The following is a 22,216-nucleotide window of genomic DNA, read 5'->3' as shown; positions in this document are numbered from 1 at the left end:
ACGGTTTACCTAATCCACAAAATCTCTGCCAAGTAGATACCAGAGATTCACCTTGCCGTCCTCAGTGAAAGCATCCCAAATCTTCTTGGTCTGCCCGGAGGGAAGTCCTACAAACTCTGCCCCACCAAGTCCCATGTTGACGCTCCTGTCGATGATTCTCTTCTTCTTACCGCTTTCAATTGCACTAATCAGACTGTTTAATTCAGAGACAAGCGGCATACCGCTATCACTGTAATAACTGTTCTGCATGATATCAGAGAGGTTCGGTCCTACAACGGGAAGCATGGATACAAACTGTGCGGATACGTTCCTAAGGATATCATTCCACCTATCTTCGTCATCGTCATCCCCATCATCCAATCCACCTTCAAGGGCTACGATTCCTGCAAGGGAAAGGCCAAGGCCTAGCGTATTCCTGAACGCCTTCTCGTACATTTTGTGCTTGATTGCATAGGGAATATCATAGACGATGTTAAGGTTCTTATTGAGCTGGTTCGTGAACATCAACAAAAACTTCACAATGGTGCTGTTGGTATCATAGATAGCAGCAGAGTCCTTCGTAGTACCTCCAGGCTGAGTGTCGTTGATCCATCGGGTTGCCTCCATAGCTGCTTGTCCGTCAATGTCAGACATACCCTTTTCGATATTGTTCTGGTACGCTCCATACCACAGAGTATTCTTGATGAACCCGTCAACAAATTGAATCGGGGTCATGCCGACCTCACCAACCTTCTTCACTGTTCTTCCAAACTTGCTCTTGGCTTCAAGCTGAGCCAAGGAAGAGAAGTCGATTGATATACCGTGGTTTCTCATCTGAGGAGACATCTCATAGATGAAATTACAAGTTCCCTTGTAGTCGGTGGTCATGTGAGCAATCGCCTCAAAGAGTCTGCCAACCCCGAATTGCTGTGCGAATAGACCAAGAGCAGGAGTCTGCTTGAGCACAGTAAGCATATTGTAACCAAGTCTTGCTACCACAAGATTGCTGCGGACCTTGTTTATCATCGAGTCAGCGTCATCGTAGATGTACCGCTTGTTTGCAACCCGGTTAAGGAAGTCCTGCAGAGCCGTTGCGTACTCCTTGCCATTGTTGATAGCAATAAGATTGTAGAGGTCTCCACCGTTCTTATTCATCAACTTGTTTGCCTTATTGAAGAATTCAGCACCGGCAATGTAGTGTTCCTGTTTGGCGACCATTTTGTTCCAGATCGAGAAGGCATTAAGCTGAAGCTCGTAATCACCACCTGTTCTTTCTCTGGTGTTGCTATCATCGGGGGTATCCTGCATCCTCAAGAAACCATCTTGCATCAGGTCATCAAATGCCATTCGATCCCCTGTCCGTACCAGTGGGAAATAGTTGGCAATATATCCAAGGGTCTTGTTATTAACTTCGTAGTAGATATCCGATATTTCCTTCCATCGGCTGCCCATCTCATCCTTCATCCAATCAGCAAAAGCTTTCTCATCCTTGGAGAGACTGTCCACAACCAATTTGATCTCATTTGTTATCATGTTTCCTTGGATGTCTCTCTTGATTATCAACTTGTTTCCGTTAGGAGATGTAAGTTTTTCAAGAGCATCGGATTGCTGTGCGTAGATGTAAACACCCATAGCCTCCTCAAGAGTAAGGCTTCTGCCTGTTACATCCACACGCTTCTTGAGGAGGGCTTTCTCGGTGATCCCATACTTCTCCATCGTCTGCCGCATAGCCTGAAACCGCTTAAATTCCTCACGCTTCTCATCGTCAAGGACACCTTCGATTCCCCGGTGGAACACATTGTTCTTGTCGTATCCACCAAAGATAAACGGCTTGAGAGTCTTTCCTTCTGGATCAATCTTGTTGATGATGCGGCTCATCGTTATAAACTTGGTTTCGAAGTAGGCTTGGTATTTGTTTTTTGCGTTCTGAACCTTACCGTCAAGCTTTTCTTTCGTCATGTAATTGTGGTAGTTATTTTCAGTCTTTACATCATTCCAAGAAGCTCCTCTTGCGGACATGGCATACCCTTGAGCAAACTTGAAAACCTCACGCTTGAGTTCCATATCACGAAGAGCCTTCTCAGCTCTAGCCTCCCTGCGTACATCGAGAGCAGCGTTGTGTAGATTAGCTACCGTACTTAGGTCAATATCCTTATAAAGTTTATTGGCAAATACTCCAGTGTTGTTGATCGTAAAGTACGCTTTGAGCTGGTCGGGTATCTGATCGATACCGATGTGGCGATCTGCAAAGAAACTCGTAAGGTCCTGTCCTGTGGACTCCATAAGAGCCTGCATCGACACCTTCAATGCTTCCATAATCCTGGCATCATTGTTGTTGCTCTTGCTGTTGATAATCTTATTAATGGCTCGGGAGTGGTTATCGATTTGCTGCTTGGCACGGATGTACTGTAGACGCTTGGCCTTGAGCTGATTCATCCGCTTCTGCACACGCATGTGCTCATAGTTCTTGGTGTTGGTTTTCTGGAGCTTCTTGTACATCTTGTCTGTATGCTTGAGCTGTTTCTCGGTCTGCTCAAGTTGCTCAGTTTTCTCAGTAAGCTCGTCAACACTGCTTTCAGCTAAGGCCTCAGCATCCATCACTTCCATTTCAAGCTGTTCGATTTGTTTGCTAGTTTCGTCAACAAGAGTCTGCAGTACATCCCCGGTAGCAAGGTTCTTTCGGATAAGCTCCTTCAGTACAGGGTCGGTATCATCGCTTTCCAAAAGCTTCTTGATTTCCTCATTACCGAAAGCCTCAACATCGTTCCCATCATCGAGAACAGTGCCCTCAACAGTATCCTCATAAGAGAGCTGTTGAGTATATCCAAGTGCAGTGTAATAGAATCTCCTATACTTTCTTACATCGCTGAGCAACTCCGTTTTAGCATTGCGAATCTTGTATCCACTCATTTTGGATTCGTCACGGACACCATCCATGAATAGCGACAACGGTCCCATACCATAAGAATTGAAGCTTCCAGCATCTCTACCTTTCATGATAGCGGATACGATGGTTTTTAGCTTGTCGAAATTGGAGATGTCTCTCTTGAACTTATAGTCAGCGGAAGCAGGGTTGAGATACTTGGACTGCCACATGAGTCGTTTGACAAATCTTTCGGGATCACGTACCTCGCCAAGCATGGTTTGATACCTGTCCCCGTTGTCGGCCTCAAGAACCTCAAGGACTTTCTCAGGAGTAAGTTCAGCATCATCCCCAAGCTTGTCGGTTGCTTTGTCCAGAGCTTTTTCAAACGCATGAAAAACATCGATGTCTTGGGTCATAATGCGTCTGAATTGGATTTCCCAATCTACGTCAGGGTCTCCAGCATGCTGTTGAAGGTCCGAATCTGAAGGATACTCGTTGTTGGCAAGCATCTGCTTAACGTTCTCAAGCGTGATAGTCTTGCTGATGGATGCAAGAATCTTTTCCGGGTCTCCAAATAAGTCAAACTCCAACTGAGGTGCTTTACTCGTTGAGGTTTCTGCCTTTGCTGCAGCCTCAAGCTTAAAGTCAAAAAGCTTATCGAAGGCCTTGCGTGTCTCATTATCCAACATGGGGTTGAGAAGGTGTAGCAATTCACGGATACCGTCACCAATCTTCTTGAACATGGTCTTCAGGCTGCTGTCACGCACCTTCCCATCAATGAAGTACTGCTCAAGGTCCTTTGCAAAAGTCTCTTGGAAGTGTACACCGATTTTTCCTCCATCTTGTGAGAGCTGATCCTTGTAAATCTCAAGGAACGGCTTGAACGCTTCTGTATCCTTGATAACCTTGACCATGACATGGCCGATCTCATGGACAACGGTAAGAGGCGAGTAGCTTTTGCCAATTCCTATAGTGTACTTTCCTTTCTTGGGAATGGTCAGACCGAAGAGAGAAGCTTCGTTTGCAGCATTACCAGTCTGAATCTCGATGCTTTTAAGACCAGTCTGTGACTTGAGGAAGTCTTTTTCCTGTTTTGCAGTAAGGGCAACGAAAGCTTCAGGGGTGAAGTGCTTGCTGAAAAATTCGTCAGTAGTCATTCCAGCAACCTTTGAAGTGACAAAGGCAAAGTAGGCTGACGGCAATACGGTCTCGTAAACCTGTTCTTCTGACAAGTCTGAGAACTGTTTCCTCATCACATCATGAATCTGTGGGATTAGCTTGTCGTTGATGAATCTTTGCTCGGTATCGGTAGCCCCTTTACGATTGAGCGTTTTCTGTAGGTTGGTATAGGATTTCTTGAAGACTTCTTCGGGCTTCTGGACTACCTCTGGTTTTGCGAACTGCTGTTCCTGTTCTTCGATTGCGGCAGCCTGTTCGTCAAGCTCAAGTTGCGTCTCTTTGACTGGTTCAACATCCTCGTCAGTCACAGGTTCTTGGATTGGATCAATGCCAGCATCAATTACCGGGTCATTCTGTTTGACGGACTCATGATATTCTTTGGTACGGAATATCAACGAGTGCTTAATATCATCCTGTTTTCTGTCCAAGATTATTTGCCCATCTTCTTCGTGATACCCATAAACGGAATGGTTATCCATTGCGTACTCGGAAGCAGTTTTTTGCATGGATGCTTGGTCATCAAACAAGACAACACCATCCTTAACCTCTTTGCCGTAGTTGCTTCCGAAGTTTCTTGCCGATGCAATGGAATACTTGTTGAATTCAGAGCTGCTATCGACCATCTCTACATTCAAGGCTCTTGCACCATTCTTTTTAAGGGAAGCAATGATGGCAGCATTCGCAGCATCAAGCGGTTTGTAGGTTTCCCCAACACGAATAACCTGGACCGGGGAATCAGAGCTTTTCATCTTGTTGTCATAGGATACATCGCTTGAGGCCTTAATCTTATCGATTGGTATTACAACTGATGCTTCACTACGCCCTGTATATTCGTTGGCGTTTCTCTTCAGCTTTGTGTCACTTGCATTGTATTCCTGAACTGTAGAGACGACAGACCCGGGAAGGCCAGTAAGTACCATACCCTTTGCCGTTGAAAGGGCAGTCTGAGCCATCGTCTTGATAATGTCATCCTTGCTATGGCCTTCAAAGAGCGTTCCTTCTGTCTCATTACTGTTCTTGATGACATAGTTGGAAGCAACCATGCCGATTAGCTCTTCGATGGCTTCCTCTGCGGCTTCTCCTACAATGCCTTTTCCAAGGTAATTGACAGCAATGTCTTTACCCCACTTTGCTACCGTACCACTCTTCACCAAATCCTTGAGAGACTGCTTGCCGAAAATCTTCTTGGCAACATTGGAGGCAATCCCTGCTGTTACCTTTTCGAATCCGTCTGTGACAAGGTTCAAGCCTCCAACACCTGCCATTGCAAGTGTCCATGCTGAGAGGATGTAATCATCACCAAGCTTATTGCCATTGCTATCCTTTATCTTGAACAACTCTTTTGCAACAGAGCCAGCTTCCATCATCCCCGAATAGACTGATCCTGCACCCTTTGCGGCAATCATACTAGCACCACCAGTTACGGTTGAGAGAGCACCCCCGGCAGCATAAATGCCGATTGTAGGAAGCATTGAAGGGACCAGCCTTCCTGTTTCAGTGAGTAGGTCAGTGAAGATGCTCATGTCCTTGAAGTCATTTCGATAGACAAGTTCCTCCGAATCTAATTCCTCCATAGCCTGGACAATCTTCTGCTTGTAGGAATTGGAATCAAGACCCTGTGTCTTTGCAGCAAGCATGGCGTTACTGAATTTCATGGAAACGGCAAGGTCGCTTGCCTGTGCCTTTGCCGTATTTACGAATTCAGTCCATGCTCCCTGTGTATCCAGTTTGTACCCGGTAAAATTCTCGATGATCTGTTGGGAATTCCGCATGGCCTCATCCCTGCTGATTACAGGGAATGCATCAGATATGGCGTTGGAAATAGAGTAAGCCGCTTCAGCACTCCTCGGGTCAGGGTGAGAGCTATAGACTTTGTGGACAGAATTTTCTATTTCTTCCCATTTCTTTGCATCATATGAGACTTTGAAATTGTTCATCTACCATCCTCCGGGATTTACTGGACTGCTGGAATCAGTTTAGAGCCAATGAAGCTGCTTAGTGGGACACGGAGTATCGAGCCGTCCTTTGTTGCAGCATCGATCATTGCTTCATCTACAAAATATTCAACACCTGAATATCTTCCTTGCGTCATACCGACAGATTCCTCCAGCTCAATAGAACGCTTGTTGACAACAGATACATAGTTATCAGCAACCCCCTTGAGATCCTCTTTCCTGTTTTCCAACTCGACATTAAGCCGTTCCACCAAGAAAGCCTTATTGACAGTGATATTGTCCCCATCGGATTGGATGACTTCATGCGTATCAATGTGGAGCTGGTCGAAAGCGTTGACAACTCCAAGCGAGAAATTCTTCTGAGCATTTTCATATACGCTTTTTTTGGTCTCAAGCGACTTCAGATTCTTGTCGGAGGTGATATACTTGAATGAAGCATTGCCACGCTTACCACCCTCATCGAACATCAGGATTGTTTCACCAATCTGGACACCAATCTTACGATCAACAAAAACTGGAACGATATTACCGTCCTTATCAAGATTCTTGACCATATCATCTGGAAGCTCTGCCTTGGCAAACTTCACGATGTCTGTGGCCCATTTTGCAGTACTCACTGCACTGGTGAGCTGAGACTTGGTATAGGGCGAAAGAGTCCCAAGTAGTGCCTGAAAGTTTCTCTCAAAGTCACCATCCAATGGAGGAGGAGTAAACCCCATATGCTTTGCAACGTCATACACAATTTGATTGCCTACGGTTTTTGCGTCTGCATTGTTATCATACATCCCGAGCCACTTGCTCACACCGCCCGAATCAACCCCATAACTAGCCCCGGCCACGCTTGGGTCGTTGAGCAGTTGCCCAAGACGGGCTTCATCAAATGATGGCGATATCCCCTTAGCGTAGTCTTGATAAGCCTTGAAGTTCACACCCTCGTTCGTACCAAACAGTCCCTCATACATATTCATGTTATCCATGTGGGCGATATCAAGAACACTGTTGGCAATCTGCGAGTACTCTGCATCCCTCATGCGGTCATACACACGCTTCGCAATGTCATTTGCGTTTACAGGAGCACCGTTGGCGTTCTTCGCTTCCCTCTGGTATTCCTGAAGGAAAGCAGCTTTGTATCCGTTGACAGTAGAGTCAATCAAGATACTGTCGTGCTTTATCTTGTTGTCATCGTTATCGTAGTAATAGGACGCTTCCTCCTTGACGTATCCTGAGAACATCTCAAGAGCATCCTGAAACTGCTTGTACTCAGGACCTTTGAACACCGATACATCCTCTGCAATGTAGCTGAGATACGACTTCTCGGTGATCTTACCATCCATGAGCTGCCTGTAGGCGAACGCATCAAAATCATTATCTTCCATAGTAAACTTTGCGAGTTCAATATCTCTTACAGCGTCAACGTTGTCATACCTTGCCCCGACCTTCATGCCAGCAACGAGGTCCTTTTGGATTCTGTCAGCCGATTCAGTAATCGCTTTGCTCAACCCGTTCACAGAGGTTGCACTATCCACCTTTGTTCCAGAAGGAAGCGTACCCCTAATCATCTTGGAGCTTGCTTCGCTGACAAGTTGTCGTGCGTATTCCTCGGTAGTCTGAGGTTTTGTTCCCTTGTTTTCATTCATCCATACAAGTGTCTTCTGGAAGGAAAGGTCAGGAATAGTCAATCCCAATTCCCTGATCGAAGCATCGCTGAGTCCTCTCTCCCGGAGAGCAAGATACATCTGATTGTCGGTATACTGGTCAACATACATTGCATGCTGATTCAAGGATTCAGTATCTTTCATCTGTAGATAATCAGTATCTCTAGCGTAGTCTTCAGGATTTAACCCGGCTTCTCTCATTCGCTTGTCGGTATCCCCGGGCATGATGGTTTTGCTGTCCTGCATGAAAGGCTTGAAAATCTTATCCTCAAATATTGCATCGGAGGTGGTCTTCTTTATCAGGTATTCGTTGTTGATCTGATTGAACTTATTCTTGTAGTCGGTCTCCGAAAGATTGCCTCTTTGTGCCTGGAGATAGGTGAGTGCATCGCTCTTGCTGACTTTCCCATTACTGAAGTCGGCAATCTTCGCCCCGACAGAGCTTAGTGCTTCTTCTGTAGTATTTTCAGCAAACCCCTGACTGGTTGCTCCAATGGTATCCAAGTGCTTCTGCCAGTTCTGTTCTGCCTTCAGCGTCATGTTTTTGTAGAGATCGCTATCTGTCCCGAGACCGAATGTACCTGCAATACTCTTTACCTGCTCAACGGTTATGGAATCATCAAAATCCAGCGAATTGAACATCTTTCTTGCATTGTCATTGGTTGTAAGGTCTGTTTGGTTCTTCCAACTACTGAAAAACTCCGGGTTATCCTCAACGGTAAGTCCATACTTCTTACCTACTTCTGACACGGATGCTGCACTCAAAGTACCCCTGTATAATTGGGTGCTAAGCTCTTTCCCTGCATTCTCCATAGCTTCAGCATTATAGACATCGCTTCTGCCGAGCTTCGAATCTCCAGCCTGTTGCAATGCCCTGATCTGGTCTCTGCCGAGAACCCCTTCGTACTGTTCAAGCGACCTATCAAGTTCCTCACGGCTTCCAAATGTGGAAGATTCAACCGTCCTGAGAGCTTCGTTGAAGGTGTCTGCCTGAGTCCGATAGCTCACACCAGACTTCTCAAACTCCCTCATTGCTTCCACATTACCTGCCTGAACAAGGGCCTGTTGCTTGAGGGTGGCGATCTCATCATCGGAGAACATCTTGCTGAGTTCGAAGAATTTCTGCTCCTGTTCGTCTGAACGTTCTCCATTGGTAATGTAGAGTTCCTTGAATTGACGCTGCTGGATGATCCGTTCATTGTTCTTTGCAACGGTAAGCTGATTTTCTCTTTCTTCTATGATGAATTTTGCCATTCCAGGGTTCTTCTGGAGAGCAGCATCGAATGCTTTGTTAACGTCCTCGGTGGTGTAGAGACTGTTGCTGTTAATAGCCTGTGCATTACGAAGTTCTTGAATGACAGGAACAATCTCATTGTTGTAGATTTCGGTAGCCGCTGTATCAACCCTTGCGTTCAGGCCTTTCCACATGGTGTCTAGATTGGACAGGAGTTGACGTTTCTTTTCTGAAGTGACAGGCTTGCCGCCATACTGGATGGTATCAAGTTCTTTTGCATAGGATTTGTAAAACTCCGAATAGCTTCCCCAAGCTGACGGATCGCTCTCGGAGAACGCTTTGCTGAAGTTCAATTCAAGGTCCTGGGTGGGGACGGCATCTCTCAGCTTATTCGTGTACTGCTCGATGGTGAGCTTTTGCAAATCAGCATTGTTCGGATAGAGCTGCTTTACTGCCTTGGTGATTGCCGCAACACGGATATCGAACTCGCTTGCCTCGGAATAGGCGAGTGACTGCATATCAGGATCGAAAAGCGAATCCTCATTCTCTTGGACAGGGACACCCTGCTTCGCATTGCCGATGAATCCCTCGGTGAAGTCCATAGGCTCATCATTCTGGACCGAAGCGTAGTCCTTATCCTTGACCCATCCAGTGGTTTTTACTTCTGTGACAATATCGTTCGTGGTGACGAATGAGTCCAGCATGGAGACGATGGAAGCATCTTTTGCCTTCAGAGCAAGCTGAAAATCCTCGGCATTCCAGTTCTCAACAATTTTTGAAACACGTTCCTTGGCATTGCTACTGAGCATCTTGAACACGCCAGGCAAAGTCTTTTTGTTCGCTTTAGCCTCATCAAGAAGGGTGGTGTAGCGTTCATTCAACACATCTTTACGCTTCTCAGGAGGAATTGAGCTATCGCCATATACTTCTTGGTCAACCTTCTGGAATTCCTCGGACAGCTTCCTGTTCAGGTCTTGTGCCTGACTGGTCTTGATATCGCTGTAGATTGCCTGCCCAACCTGTGAAGCGGTGTTCAGTACCGTCCCAAAGGCATTGATATTCGCCTGTTCATCGATTAGGAATTTGCTGGATTCATTCTGAGCCTTGTTAACACCTATGTACGCCATTTCTCCACTCCTTACTTGTCATCGTCTTCAAAGGCTAAATATTCTTCGGTGATCCTGCTGTTCTTCTGCGTTTTGTACCTTGTGACTTCCCCTGTCTCCGGGTCGGTTATTGCGGTCTTCTCATTGGATTCACTGGTGAAATAGTCGGCATCCTTCTTGTAGTTCTTCATTGATTCTGCATAATCTTCCTGCTGTGCCTGATACCCTGCGTATGCATTGATTGCCTGTTCAGCCTTTTCTTTCGCGGTGATGTGAGCACTCTTACGCATCTTGTCTGCCGATTGGGAAGCCGTCATTTGGGTGTTCTGCATCTGCATGGTAGTAGACTTGTTCGAATACTCGATCTGCTTCTGCATCGCCTGAAGATTCTTTTCGTTGGCTTGTTCCTGCAACTTTTGGGCATTAGCCCCTGTCCCGGCATCGCTTCTGATACCGCTTGTAACCTGTGAGCCTACTGCAGCACCTTGGGCTTGTTCGGCCTGTATTCCCTGCTGCATCAATCCAAGAGCGTTCTGCTGGCCCTGCATCGCGGCAAGCTGTCCTGTCTGCCTGTTGGAGGTATTTGAATTCTGGATCGCCTGTTGAGCGTCTGCCTCCATGCCCTGGAGTTGTTTTGAGAATGCTGTATCACCCTGTGAAAGGCTGTTAATCAAGGTTGCTGTATCAGCACCACCTTGAAGGCTTGAGAGGAAGTCGTTTCCGTAAGAGGTTTGCATCTCATCGTTGAAGAGTCTGGTTGAAACCTGCTTCTGTCTTCCTGTTTCATTGTAACTCCTGATTGCATTATTCGCCTGTTCAGCGTTCGCAATCCTGTTTGCCTTCTTCTGGGCGTTCTTATTCATTTCGTTTTGGATAAGTCCGAACGCACCACTTATCAATGCCGCACCAATTACCACGGACATCAGTTAACCTCCACGTTGTAAGTCATGGCCAAGAGAGTCAGGGGATCGCTCCCAACTGATTCAATGCGTGTCCTAAGCTCCTTTCTGGAGCCTCCAGAGACGTATATCCTGTAGTCTTCACTACCCACAGGCCCGGCAGTCTGTTGCATGTACTCCTCATCAACACCTGCCTTGAGTCTGCCGGAGTCTAGGCAACGAACCCACACCTCTTTCGTTTTCTTGGATTTTCCGATGGTCGGGCCTGCATCGGTATTGAAGTCAAACCTATTTCCAACCATCAAGGATTGATACGCCAGATTGCCATGCAACGCCTCGCCATGCCTGTCCTCAAAGAATTCGGTCTCTTCAAAATCAAAATACTCAATGGAGTAATCATTCCCCCTCCGAACATGTGCGAACATCTTCTGACCGTCTTCATCTTCGTAGGGTGCAAGGCACATGAATTCCCCTTGAGTACTCCATCGTGACCAACCTTGCATTCCGTAGTTCTTGTCGTAGCAGAGAACGGCAAGCGTACCATCGTTGAGCAAGCAGAAAATCATCGGATCGGGATTCTTGAGTGTTGCAAGCTGCCTAATTCCTGCAAATAGGATATGGTCAGCGGTAAAGCTCAAGTCGTTCGAAATTGAGCCGTTCTGCGATCTGGTCATCTCCCTGAGACGATTACCCCTCTGAAGGAAGAAAATGCCGTCATGGAGTGTCTGTGGTTGAATGGGAAGGCTTCCGTACGAGGACAGCATCGATGCACTTTGTTTGGTCGGGTCTATATCGAAAGGACACATCCATTCGTTCGCCTCTGTACCGATAAAGATATTGTCCATACCGGCAACCCACTTGATGGTGTCGTTGCGTCCGCTGGCAAGCTCAATCTCCATTGCACACTTGGCGTTGATGACTTCCTCTATCTCCTTAACGGTCTCCACAAACTTGGAAGAGTCGGAGAAGTCAATCATCTCATCGCCTTGTTCATTGGTGGTCTTGGGCCATGTTGAAGGGTCTTTGATTACCTCGGTATTCACCTCAATCACATCAAAGGTTGTAAAATCATGGTGATTGTTCGACCCATCATAGGGAGGACGTGACACCCAGGTTGTATAAGGCTTGAGGATAGCAGCGGAGAACCAAAGGCGGTTCTGACAGATACCGACCACTGAAGGGTAGTAGCCTGTTGATTTGCCGAGCTGTTTTCCTGCATCGGTTTCAGCAGTGAAGGGTGAGAACTGGAATGCCTCTGCAGCATAGACAACAACATGCGGTTGATAGTCCTTGTGAACCAGATATAGGCGATCATAGTACTGTGCATACTGGATGGACCATACATCAGCTTCAAGGTAGTCCGTAGGAAGGTAGTCATTCCCGGAAGGAAGGAAGGTGACAGTGTAAAATCCAAGAACGCCCTTCCTCCATACACGGAGTTTCTTGTTGGATAACTCGACAAGGAAGGATTCCCCACTACTGAGCGTGAAGGGGATGGTACGTCCTCTGACCGTCTGTGCGACATGCTTGAGAGGAGGCCTTCTTGTTATGCCACCCTGCAGCATATTACGGAAGTCTTTAAGTATCTCACAACCTTGTGTATTCATTTCAAGGTCAAGCCGACCACCAAGCTTCGGGCTTATCTCCCCATACATCCAATTGTTTACAAGTTGGTTCATTAAACCTCCCCATTAACAATCATGTTTCTCAAGCCGATAATATTATAGGTTTCAAAACCAGCATCCCAAGAACCTGCAGCCTCCCAATTTTCGGGTCTGTCGTTGCTCCTGGTCTCGCTCTCCATGATGGAAGCAAGGGTGAGCTGATACATCTGTGCTGCAACGCTCTGTGCCTGGCTTTCAGGGTCGAGCATCGGTGCTATATGCAAGGCAAGCTGGTAGGCCACCAGTGCAAGAAAATCATCGGGATAGGGGAAAGTACCATTCTCATCAACGGAGAGCGTGGAGGGCATATATTCAAGCTCTGGATTGAGTATTTTGCACCATAGCTTGCCGAACCTGTAAGCATAGGCGTTCTTCTTGCTTGCATTGATCTGGATGGCCCTTCCGAAGTCTGCAGGAACATCATAGCCGTACGGGTAGCTGTTCCATGTCATAGGATTGCCTACAACGTCTGTAGCGAATTCTGTGAGCTGTGTTCGTTTGATAAGAAAAGGGAAGTCCCATGCCTTGATGCAAAAGGAGACAACCTTGCCGTAATTCAGATCCAAGAGGGTAAGTTCCTTGCTCGGTGTCTGGAGGTCCTCGATTCTCTGGTCAAAGAGAGACAGTGCAAGATTGTAGAGATTGAGTTTGTTCATCCTTCTTCCCTGTGAAAGTAAATCCGTGGGCAGGAGGAACCCACGGAAATTTTATTACTAGGCCTCTACCTCCGAGGTCATCTTCTTACTTTTCTTCGGTTTCGGGTCCTGTTCAGGCTGAGGCTCTACAACAGGGTTTTCCAAAACAAATTTGCTCCCGGAGTAAGTCTCATCTTCGGTAAGAAGGAGGATATCACCGGGGTTATACAACTGGCCCCCCCTGTAGACAGGGGAGACACAGACGTAACGTTTATGCAGAGAATCGATCACAAGGGCCTCACCAAGGCAAGAACCTTGCCAGCGGTAAACACCTCAGTGCCAACCACGGCCTTCAGACGCATGTGCCGCCCAGCCTGTGCAGGGATACTGAACCTGCGTACCAGCGAGTCCTTCACAATGTCAGCCTCAGCCAAAGTGAAGGCAACCTCATCCTTCCAGCTCAGTGCATCCTTGCTCGACTGGAGAGTCAGAGTAAGGGTTGCAGCCTTGCCGACAGAGGCGGCAGTTTCCCAACCGATTACCTCAAGGGTGTTCTCCTCGGGGAAATGCTGGTTGTCAGCCTCATAGTCGAGAGTCTCAGCAGTGCCAGCAGTTGCACTGACGGCCTGTCCCACAAACACCACTGCGTCCTTTGCAAGAGCTGCAGCGGTCAGATCAATCGGCTCACGCCCGAAAGTGCGTTTCTTTTCGTACAACATTCAGTCCCCCTTACGCAGCTTCGCCAGCAGCGAGACCACCGTCAACGACATCTTCGCCTGCGTCCAGCATGGAATCACACTGCCGCAATACGAAGCGATCAAACCGAACGTCACCAACTGCATTGGTCGGGATGGCGTTCTCGTAGGTAACGGGATGCACCAGACCAGCGTAGTAGTCGTTCAATCCAGCGAGTACCGAACCCGGTGCGTAGATGCGTACTCGGCTCTTGAATTCCTTGGGAAGCAGGGTGAAAGCCTTGAACAAGTTCTTCTTCAGCTTCGGCATGGAGGTTGCGAGAGCAGCGTCACTGGTATCGATGTTGGCGATGCGGAGGGCCGCAAAGCGGTTCATGATACTCAGACCAGTACTCATCAAAAACTGAGTGTCCCTCTGGAAAAACTTCTCATTGTTCTCGATGACAGTCTGCCACTGACCCTTGGTGATCTGGATGCCACGGGTGGCTGCATACCGGGGATACAGCATGTTGGTTGCACCAGAACCCCAAACGACCATGAGGATGGAAGACATGGACTCATCAGTCTCCCCACCATTATCCAGAGTAATAAACTGAGGCTTGCTACGGATGAACGAAAGGTCTTTTGCTTCAGTGATCTTGTTGAATCGGGGCATGATACCCTTGAATTCACCAACCTTGCTGCCACCGTAAATGAGGCAGGATTCAACATCCAGACCCATAGAGGTAACATGGTCCCGTTCGTCCTCAGCATAGACAGCTTCCGGGTTGGGAGCGATCATACCTTCCTTCTGCCGAGCGGTTGCCCAGGACTCAATCATGCCAAGCTCGTCCTTGAACAACTCCTTATGCCCCTTGCTGGACTTGCCGCCCTGGTCGATTGCAACCCACTGGTTGGAGGGCAGGGAAGTCTTTCTCATGCCCTGATGTTCGAGCATGCCGGTGGCTTCGGTGAACGAAGCGTCTGCCAGCATGGTAGTGGAACGAGTGATCTCATCCACTACATTGGTGATGTCGGGCTTGCCAAGACCTTTGGTCAGCTCAGCCAACGTCATGTATTCGTATGCCATTTCTTAATTTCCTTTTACATTTGCCACGGATATGTTTCGTTTTCCCTTGAGAGGAAACCCGAGGTCTTCTGACTTCCAACGGAAGAGCGACCCGGGGGAGTATGCTCACTGATGGCTTCTCCGACTTCGGCAAGCATCTGAGCAACGAACGGGTTATTGTGTGCTCCCGTCATCTTCAGACCTTTGTCGATATCAGAGCCTTCCTTAACCAGCTTGTCGTAGGCCCGTTTCATGGCAGCCTGTTTGCCGTCATACTTATCGCCCCACATCTCTTTCAAAGCGGATTCGCACAACTCTTTGCCATTGTTTTTGTAGGCATCGATTGCTCCGTTTTGAAAATCAACAAGTGCGTTATAGATCGGCTCTGCCTTGTCCTGCGGAAGTCCCAACGTCTTGAGGGTCTCGGTCAGCTTCTTGGTGAGAGTTCCATCGCTGTCAGCTTCCTCCACGAAAGACTTCGTGAATTTGTAGTCAATCACAGGAGGTGTCTCCTGCAATCCTTCACCACTCTCTTTGGCTTTAGTCTTGCTTCCATCAAGAAAGTGCTTCAGTGCCTCACCCAAGCTGGTATGCTTGGCAAGCTCTGCATTGCCTTTCAGTTCGTCAGGGAGCTGTGACATCCACTTCTGGGTTGTGGGTTGCGTAGTATCAGGGGTAGTAGAAGTCTGCTCACCATTGGGAAGGTTTCCCTGTGTACTGGAAGGGGCTGTTCCTGCAGGAGTATCGACAATCTGCTGGTCTCCATTAACTTGCATCTATGTCTCCAATCGACCTACAAGAGGTCGTTAATTGCATCGCCTGTCTCTTCGACAGTCGGTCTCAAGGCGAGAGGAAGCGAGAACAGGAAGTTCACCACCTCCACAATCACTTCTATGTCCAAGAATCCGAGTTCCTCCAACTTGCGGATTCCGTAATTCCTCATAGGCAGTTCATCGGAGTTGACTTCCCGGAATGTCCCAAGATCGGTAAGAAGCCTTGTAAGCTCCTGTCTTCCCTCGGTTGTGTTGTAGGCCTTTCTAACTGCATGCCTATGCAACAAGTCATCGTTGGAAAGTCTGGTGTGGCGAGTAATCAACTAATTCATTCCCCCTGCGTTGTTGAGATTTCCTTGGCCATTCATGTTTCGCTGGATTTCAGAGGCCTGTTGCATCTGCTGCATCTGCTGCTGTTGCTGGATAAGGGCCTGCTTCTGCTTTCTCATCTGCTCGACCTCTCCAAGCTCACGGAGCACGGATTGAGGCATACCGGCAGCTATGAAAGCCTTGCGGACAAAAATGTCGGTGTTGATGTTGTCTAATGTGTTGGTCATCTGCATGGCGTGAAGGGCTTGCATCCATTCAAGAGAGGCCTGTAGGCCATCCTGCATGGCGAACATTTTTACATTCTTCGCCAACGGACCGTCCAAATCGATACGCATGAGAGCGTTCTTTATCCGAAGCAATTCCTTGGGAGGCTTTGGCAACCTGTTGCCCTTGACCATGATGCGAAAAACCCTCTTAACGATGGGGTTGATTTTCATGTATTGGGTCGTTCCGAGAATGGAGGCAAGGAGTGCAAGTTCCTCGCTCTTGATTGCTTGGGTTTGGGTGGCAGTCAATACCTTGTCCTGACGCATCAAGTAGTTGAACAAGTCGTTAAAAAACAACCTGCCAATCTTCTCCTCAAGCTCGGTAATTTCCTGACTGAGCCAGCCAATGTCCTGAACGGTCTGGATGATCTCGGGCTTTGCATCCATATTGCCCATGTAGTTTCTCGCCCCCGGGTCTCCCGAGAAGCGTCCCTTCAGGGATTCGGGAATTGACATGGGAGGCTTGGCAACCTTCTGGACGGTCTCAAGGTGGTCACGAGACATAGAATTCAGCCTCTTCAGCTCAGTCAGGTACTTCATTACAAGTCCCATGCCGTAAGCAGAGGTTCCATCCTGTTCGAATACGTGGACAGCTACAGGGAAATCGTCATACCCGGATTCCTCTACGATGCAGTCCTCGACAGGGTAATAGGTCACTGCCGCAAAGGGTTTCTCGGTGGAGATGAGCACCTTTCCCTTCTCGCTGCGGAGCTTCTTACGGGGATAGATTGCAAGCACAAATTCATGTTCGTTGTGCCCGGCATCAGTCTCTACATCCCTCAGAATATTGGGAGGAGTCTTGTCCTTGAACCTGTCCAGAGCATCAGCTGAGGTCATTGTGAAGCGGATGAAGATGGTATCAATCTTGCCGTTGGCGTTCTTATCGATCCAAAAATCCCACGGAGCGATGGTCTCAAATACGCAAGTACCTGATTCCACATCGTCATAAACCCATTCAGCACTAGTCCCCTGCACGACAGCATCTTTGGTTGCAAGCTTATCCAGCGGATAGAAGTTGGTCTTATTCAGCTCTGCGAACATCTGAGTCTCAGAGATTTCCATGTAGTCGTTTGCACCGTGGATGGTATCGGAGTCCTCAAAATTTTCCCCGGTAAGGGTGAGTTTGAACCAACGCATGGAAGGGGTAATGAGGTTGCCGTGATATCCGTTGATGAAGGTGTCCAATGCAAGGATTCCAGAGGTATTGTAGAGCTTCACAGGCTTGATGGGGTTGTTGGAGTCGCTGAATTCGTTCATCCGATGCTGTACAAACGCACAGGCTTCCCAACGGAGAGCCTCAGTCTTCTGACGAAGAGTCTTTAGTCTGCTCCATTTGGCTGCAATGGCTTTCGCCAGCGGGTCATCACCCTGCTTTTTTATCGGCTCTCTTCGGCCAAGATAGTCCTTGGAACCATTATCGAGGCCAACTACTACAGTATTCATGACCACAGTCTAGAAAAACGAGACAAGTCGATGTTGCAGTGAGGTAACGAGATTTCCCTCTTGAATTTGTGTGATAGCAAAGGTGTGCAAATTGAAAATATTTGCTAAGTGTGATTATAAAATACTTATTGTTGATTTTTAAAAACCGAGTCTGCACAGTATTGATGAATTTGCATCGAACCAATATCTCTTATAGCACTATATTGGTGCAGTAATTTGCTCAGGTAGATGGTTGGTTCGTTGCGATGTGATAGGCCCTATCCGGCCTCTGTGCTTTAGCTTAGGCCTACTACATGAAGAGGATTATATCGAGATCAAAGAGAAAGACTCTTTGGAACGGTGTCATTGAGGCCTCTTAGCTCACGTCTATTAAAAAGGAGCTATCATATTTTGATAGCTCCTTTTAATTGAAATTAAATCAATATTCGTTATTGTTTTATATAACTAGTGTCATCTACAGTCAAGGTTACAGTAGAGCCGCTTTTTGTGATTCTATAGTCAACAGTTTCAGTTAAGATTTCTTCTGAACCTGCGAATTCAATTAAATCCGCTCCAGTAAGTGTGGCTCCCAAAATTGTCATTGAAGTAATAGTCGTAGTTAATGTAGAGTCGGTCTTTGTGTAGGTTCCTGATGCACTAGTTTCAACCAAAAATGAGTCACTCTGCGTTGTATTATTCATTGTGAAAGAGGAATCTTCAAAAACCATTATTGTGGTAGTCGTTACTCCTTCTTCAGTTTCAACATTTCTCCAAGTTCCCTTTAATGACACGCTCATGCTTTCTTCACAGGACATAAATATTCCAAGAGAGAGGACGATAAGCAAAACAACTAGTAACCTTTTCTTATTCATTGAACAACTCCTAATGTGTAATATATGGCTATGCTAACAGAGATTTTTTCATATGTACAGCAAATATACAATTTCTTATAGCAATTTATACATACTATAAGATTAGTACAAAAAAATCACACAAAATATAAAAAAACCTTTAATTATGTATAGAATCTTCCAAGATATTATGCAGTTCAGCTTTTTCCCAAAACTCAAACATTAATCAGCCGGATTCTCATCAACCCAATTCTTCACTGCCTATGTACCGTTAGTGATTTCAAAATTACTTTACTACGCGAAAAATGCCCTACATATTAACTAAGAATTTTAAATTTTACTTGCTAAATCGATTCATATTCAACAGTTATGGTATCCCTGAACCTCAATTCACGCCCTGCTTTTTTATCGGCTCTCTTCGGCCAAGATAGTCCTTGGAACCATTATCAAGGCCAACGATTACGGTATTCATGGCTTCAGTGTAGGAAAACGAAACAAGTCGATGTTGCAGCGAGGTAACGAGATGATTCTTTCTACATCAACAACAAGATTTTGTTAAAAAAATAAACTATTAGCTATATATATGCTATAGTGTCAATATTGAACTTTTGTATGGGAGAGAACAATGAAAAGAATCATCGCATTCGGTATATTAATTTGTTTATTATTTTCGGTATCTAATGTATTTGCAGCAGAAAAAGATGAAACAAGTTATTTTCAAATCAATCTATTGCTTGATAACTCAAAGAAATTGACTAAGGAGCAGATTCTTCTTATCTCAGATCTTTCCTCCGACCTTTCCGCGATGCAAAGAAATATTGTTTATGAATCAAATAAGCAAACTACAACAACGCCTTTAGTCCTAAATTTATTACTCGGTTGTGGTATCGGTTCATTTGTACAGGGTGATACCTATGGTGGAACAATGGGCTTAGTTCTGGATCTCCTATCTACTACTCTTTTTTATACTGGGTATATGCAATCATTAGAGGCTTCTACACGATGGTCTTCAGATGGAACGGAGGGATCTGAATTAATAATAATGGGAGCCGCCATGATGCTTGGTTCTAAAATCGGCCAACTTATTCGACCGTTTATCTATGCTAATGAGTACAATAAAAATTTGTCTTCTGCATTAATGAGTGTATCTATGGTCCCAGTTATGGACCAAAACAAGGAATTTGGGATGCGAGTTGCAGCAAATATCAGCTTTTAATTTTTATCGATTTTCAATCAGTTTTTTGCTTCAATCTAAATTGGCTCATAAGAGACAGGAATTGCGTCCTCAAACCTCAACCCTCTTCCCTCAAGCAGGGACCTTATCTGGTTCTCAACCGACACTGGATCAGGGAACACCATCTGGGAGCCTGTCTCCGTATCAGCAATCCTTGACAGTGAGTCCAGGGCATCATCATGGGCGCAGAATGGATAGGGGATGTACTCTTCCCGGATGAAGGATGACATCATGTCTTCTCTCATTCCCTCCCAGTTGTAGTGCCAGGCATCCTTGCAGAGCCACACACGCCGTTCACGGAAGATAGGCTCAAGAGCATCGATTCTCTGGCCCTTCGCAGTGTTCGCCCCAACAGGATTGATTGCGAAGCGATAGTTTCTCTGGTTCATGACGTACTGGATATGCTCGATATCAGACTGCATTGATACCTTCTCGTAGAACACGATTGGCTTTCGGTTGCGGTAGGTGAACTGCTGAACCAATTGGAAGAGCATATTCGTCTTCCCGGTGAGGTCGAACTTGTCACGGATGAGGTCAAGAACATAGTAGTTTCGGTCAGCCCCCAATCCAATCACCCACATTGTGGTGTAGTCAGCCTTCTTTGACTTTGTTCCAGCAGGGTCAACAATGATGTAGATATTGAGATTTGACATACTCTGACCATCCCATATCTGCAACCAATCCCTGTTGAATCCCATCGTGGAGGCTTGTTTTGGGTCACACATCATCTGTGAAGCAAAGACGCCGCTTCCCATCGCTTTTTTCTTGTCAGCTATGGTCTTTTCATCATAAAGGACAGGAACACCCCTTTCATCGACACAAGGGTACATCCTGAGCTTGGCGAAGCCAGAATCAATGATCCACTGATAGGTGTCTGCATAGTGATAACGAGTACCGATGATGCGTACACGAAGATTGCCAGAAGAACCTGTGTTCAAGCTCATCTGCCACTGCTTCGTGGTCTTTGCGATCATCTCAGGGGATGTAACAGAATCAGGCGTAACAACGTCATCATATACGAGCAGATTATAGTGACCGCCAGTACGCTGACCGATAACGAGACCAGAAGCCTCGACAGTGTTTTCCTTTGCATTTGACTTCCTCTTTACACGGATACCGTCTTCAGACCAAATCATCTTCTGACGTACACCGTCCTCATCTATCCAGTAAGGCTTTGAGGTGTCATCGAAGAGAATCTCGGGGAATAGGTCAATGAGCTTGCGGTTTCCCTCAAGGACAAGCTTGATCTGACGAAGAAATTTGGTTGCTATGGAGCTTGAGTATGAGTAGATACAGACAGTTATTTCCTGATCGACTAAAATATCTTGAATTGTTTTTAGGAAAGTAATTAGGGTGGATTTATAATGATCTCTCGACCATATATCTATAAACCCATCCGGCTCTGCTTGGACCTCCATGCAGCGGTCATACAGCCAGTCCCGGTACTGAGGTATGCCGTTTGCACCAGTTATGTGGTCTATGTCAGTACGCCCAAGAACGTAGGTAGCCAGGAAGAAAATGTCATTGCGGCACATCATCCGCATCCACTCAGTCAGTGTCCCATTTTTCTCGGCTTGTGCCATGAGGGTCCTGATCTGTTGGTGGTACTCAATCCTGGTCAACGAATGTAGCCCTCATCTTGAACTCATCTTCCTCGACATACTCCGAATCACCGTTGTCATAGGCGATGTAGTACCCACCCGGTTTCGCCTGATTGCTCAAGATCCATTTGTCAGTGACGTAGATACAATCGATGCTAGGATCGCTGTCTGAGTAGAGGATGCAAAATTCACCATCGTTGACTATCTTGCGGATACGAAAAGCAGAGGCGAATACCTGGACTACGTACCTCATTCCTCGACCTTTTTCTTTGGTTCGGGGAGTCCCTTAACCACAGGTGACTTCTTCTTGGCACTTTCCAGAAAGAGCTTGGTTTGCTGCTCAAGGTCTTCAGCCATCTTCTGCTCTACAGTCTTCTCTTCCTTCGGCTTATTGTTCTGCTCGGCCAAGCCAAGGATATTGACCAGAACCTTACCTGCTTCGATCTGGTTCTTGAACGTGATGGGTACATCAACCACCTGACCCTGCTTGGTTACAAACTCGCTGGACAGCTCTCCGTTGAACATCTTGGTCAGACGCTTCACTATGGCCTTGGCATCGATCAGATTCTCTTCTGCAAGCTCTCTACGGCGTCTTTCGATCTCTGCCTGTACTTTCGGTAGGTTGTAGAGTTTGGCTGCACTGCTGGTAACTGTAGAGCGTTTACCCTTGCCCTTGTAACCGCATTTCATCATCGCTTCACGCTTGTTTCCGCACTTCATGTATTCATCGATAAACCGCAACTGGTACGGGGTAAGCTCGATTAAGCTGGTGTCTTTATCCTCTTCCATTTCAACCCTCCTGATTGAAGGGTACATGTTTTCCA

The 22,216-nt window shown here is 46.6% G+C and carries 15 protein-coding genes; 1 reads left to right on the top strand and 14 read right to left on the bottom strand.

Features of this window, described 5'->3' with window-relative positions; translation table 11 throughout:
• Nucleotides 1–9: 9 nt before the first annotated feature.
• The 11 genes from SPIBUDDY_RS09495 to SPIBUDDY_RS09440 form a co-directional block, all read right to left on the bottom strand.
• A complete protein-coding gene (locus SPIBUDDY_RS09495; RefSeq protein ID WP_013607540.1) occupies nt 10–5,961 on the bottom strand; it encodes a hypothetical protein in 5,952 nt (1,983 codons plus the stop codon).
• 17 nt (nt 5,962–5,978) lie between these two features.
• Nucleotides 5,979–9,995: a hypothetical protein gene (locus tag SPIBUDDY_RS09490; protein WP_013607539.1), complete on the bottom strand. Its 4,017-nt coding sequence runs from the start codon at nt 9,993–9,995 to the stop codon at nt 5,979–5,981.
• Between the two features lie 11 nt (nt 9,996–10,006).
• A complete protein-coding gene (locus SPIBUDDY_RS09485) occupies nt 10,007–10,897 on the bottom strand; it encodes a hypothetical protein (RefSeq protein ID WP_013607538.1) in 891 nt (296 codons plus the stop codon).
• Nucleotides 10,897–12,552, bottom strand: a complete 1,656-nt coding sequence (locus tag SPIBUDDY_RS09480) for a phage tail protein (RefSeq protein WP_013607537.1) — start codon at nt 12,550–12,552, stop codon at nt 10,897–10,899. The genes SPIBUDDY_RS09485 and SPIBUDDY_RS09480 overlap by 1 nt, the downstream gene beginning before the upstream one ends.
• The gene (locus SPIBUDDY_RS09475; RefSeq protein ID WP_013607536.1) at nt 12,552–13,193 is read right to left on the bottom strand and encodes a hypothetical protein; all 642 of its coding nucleotides are present in this window, start codon (nt 13,191–13,193) and stop codon (nt 12,552–12,554) included. Before SPIBUDDY_RS09475 ends, SPIBUDDY_RS09480 begins: the two co-directional genes overlap by 1 nt.
• Nucleotides 13,194–13,459: 266 nt before the next feature.
• A complete protein-coding gene (locus SPIBUDDY_RS09465) occupies nt 13,460–13,891 on the bottom strand; it encodes a Bbp16 family capsid cement protein (protein WP_013607534.1) in 432 nt (143 codons plus the stop codon).
• A 10-nt stretch (nt 13,892–13,901) separates the two neighbouring features.
• Complete coding sequence (locus SPIBUDDY_RS09460) at nt 13,902–14,936, bottom strand: major capsid protein (protein ID WP_013607533.1); 1,035 nt, start codon at nt 14,934–14,936, stop codon at nt 13,902–13,904.
• Nucleotides 14,937–14,950: 14 nt separating this feature from the next.
• Nucleotides 14,951–15,691, bottom strand: coding sequence for a hypothetical protein (locus SPIBUDDY_RS09455; RefSeq protein ID WP_013607532.1), 741 nt, complete (start codon nt 15,689–15,691; stop codon nt 14,951–14,953).
• A 17-nt stretch (nt 15,692–15,708) separates the two neighbouring features.
• A complete protein-coding gene (locus SPIBUDDY_RS09450; protein WP_013607531.1) occupies nt 15,709–16,011 on the bottom strand; it encodes a hypothetical protein in 303 nt (100 codons plus the stop codon).
• Nucleotides 16,012–17,727 carry a portal protein gene (locus SPIBUDDY_RS09445; protein WP_013607530.1) on the bottom strand — a complete coding sequence of 572 codons (1,716 nt, stop codon included), beginning with the start codon at nt 17,725–17,727 and terminating at the stop codon, nt 16,012–16,014.
• Nucleotides 17,728–18,155: 428 nt separating this feature from the next.
• Nucleotides 18,156–18,578 carry a hypothetical protein gene (locus SPIBUDDY_RS09440; RefSeq protein ID WP_013607529.1) on the bottom strand — a complete coding sequence of 141 codons (423 nt, stop codon included), beginning with the start codon at nt 18,576–18,578 and terminating at the stop codon, nt 18,156–18,158.
• A gap of 604 nt (nt 18,579–19,182) precedes the next feature.
• On the opposite strand from SPIBUDDY_RS09440, the gene SPIBUDDY_RS15710 reads away from it, so the two are divergent.
• On the top strand, nt 19,183–19,773 hold the full coding sequence (locus SPIBUDDY_RS15710; RefSeq protein ID WP_013607528.1) for a P13 family porin: 591 nt from the start codon (nt 19,183–19,185) through the stop codon (nt 19,771–19,773).
• A gap of 35 nt (nt 19,774–19,808) precedes the next feature.
• Here the strand turns inward: SPIBUDDY_RS15710 and SPIBUDDY_RS09430 are convergent, their stop codons facing one another.
• From SPIBUDDY_RS09430 to SPIBUDDY_RS09420, 3 genes are read right to left on the bottom strand one after another with little or no spacing between them, the layout of a single operon-like run.
• Nucleotides 19,809–21,413 carry a hypothetical protein gene (locus tag SPIBUDDY_RS09430; protein WP_049787867.1) on the bottom strand — a complete coding sequence of 535 codons (1,605 nt, stop codon included), beginning with the start codon at nt 21,411–21,413 and terminating at the stop codon, nt 19,809–19,811.
• Nucleotides 21,400–21,645, bottom strand: coding sequence for a hypothetical protein (locus tag SPIBUDDY_RS09425; RefSeq protein WP_013607526.1), 246 nt, complete (start codon nt 21,643–21,645; stop codon nt 21,400–21,402). The genes SPIBUDDY_RS09430 and SPIBUDDY_RS09425 overlap by 14 nt, the downstream gene beginning before the upstream one ends.
• Nucleotides 21,642–22,181, bottom strand: a complete 540-nt coding sequence (locus tag SPIBUDDY_RS09420; RefSeq protein ID WP_013607525.1) for a terminase small subunit — start codon at nt 22,179–22,181, stop codon at nt 21,642–21,644. The genes SPIBUDDY_RS09425 and SPIBUDDY_RS09420 overlap by 4 nt, the downstream gene beginning before the upstream one ends.
• Nucleotides 22,182–22,216 lie beyond the last annotated feature (35 nt).

Source organism: Sphaerochaeta globosa str. Buddy (assembly GCF_000190435.1).
GTDB lineage: Bacteria > Spirochaetota > Spirochaetia > Sphaerochaetales > Sphaerochaetaceae > Sphaerochaeta > Sphaerochaeta globosa.
The sequence above is the reverse complement of the archived record's forward strand: the minus strand, read 5'-3'. Positions and strand labels throughout refer to the sequence as shown.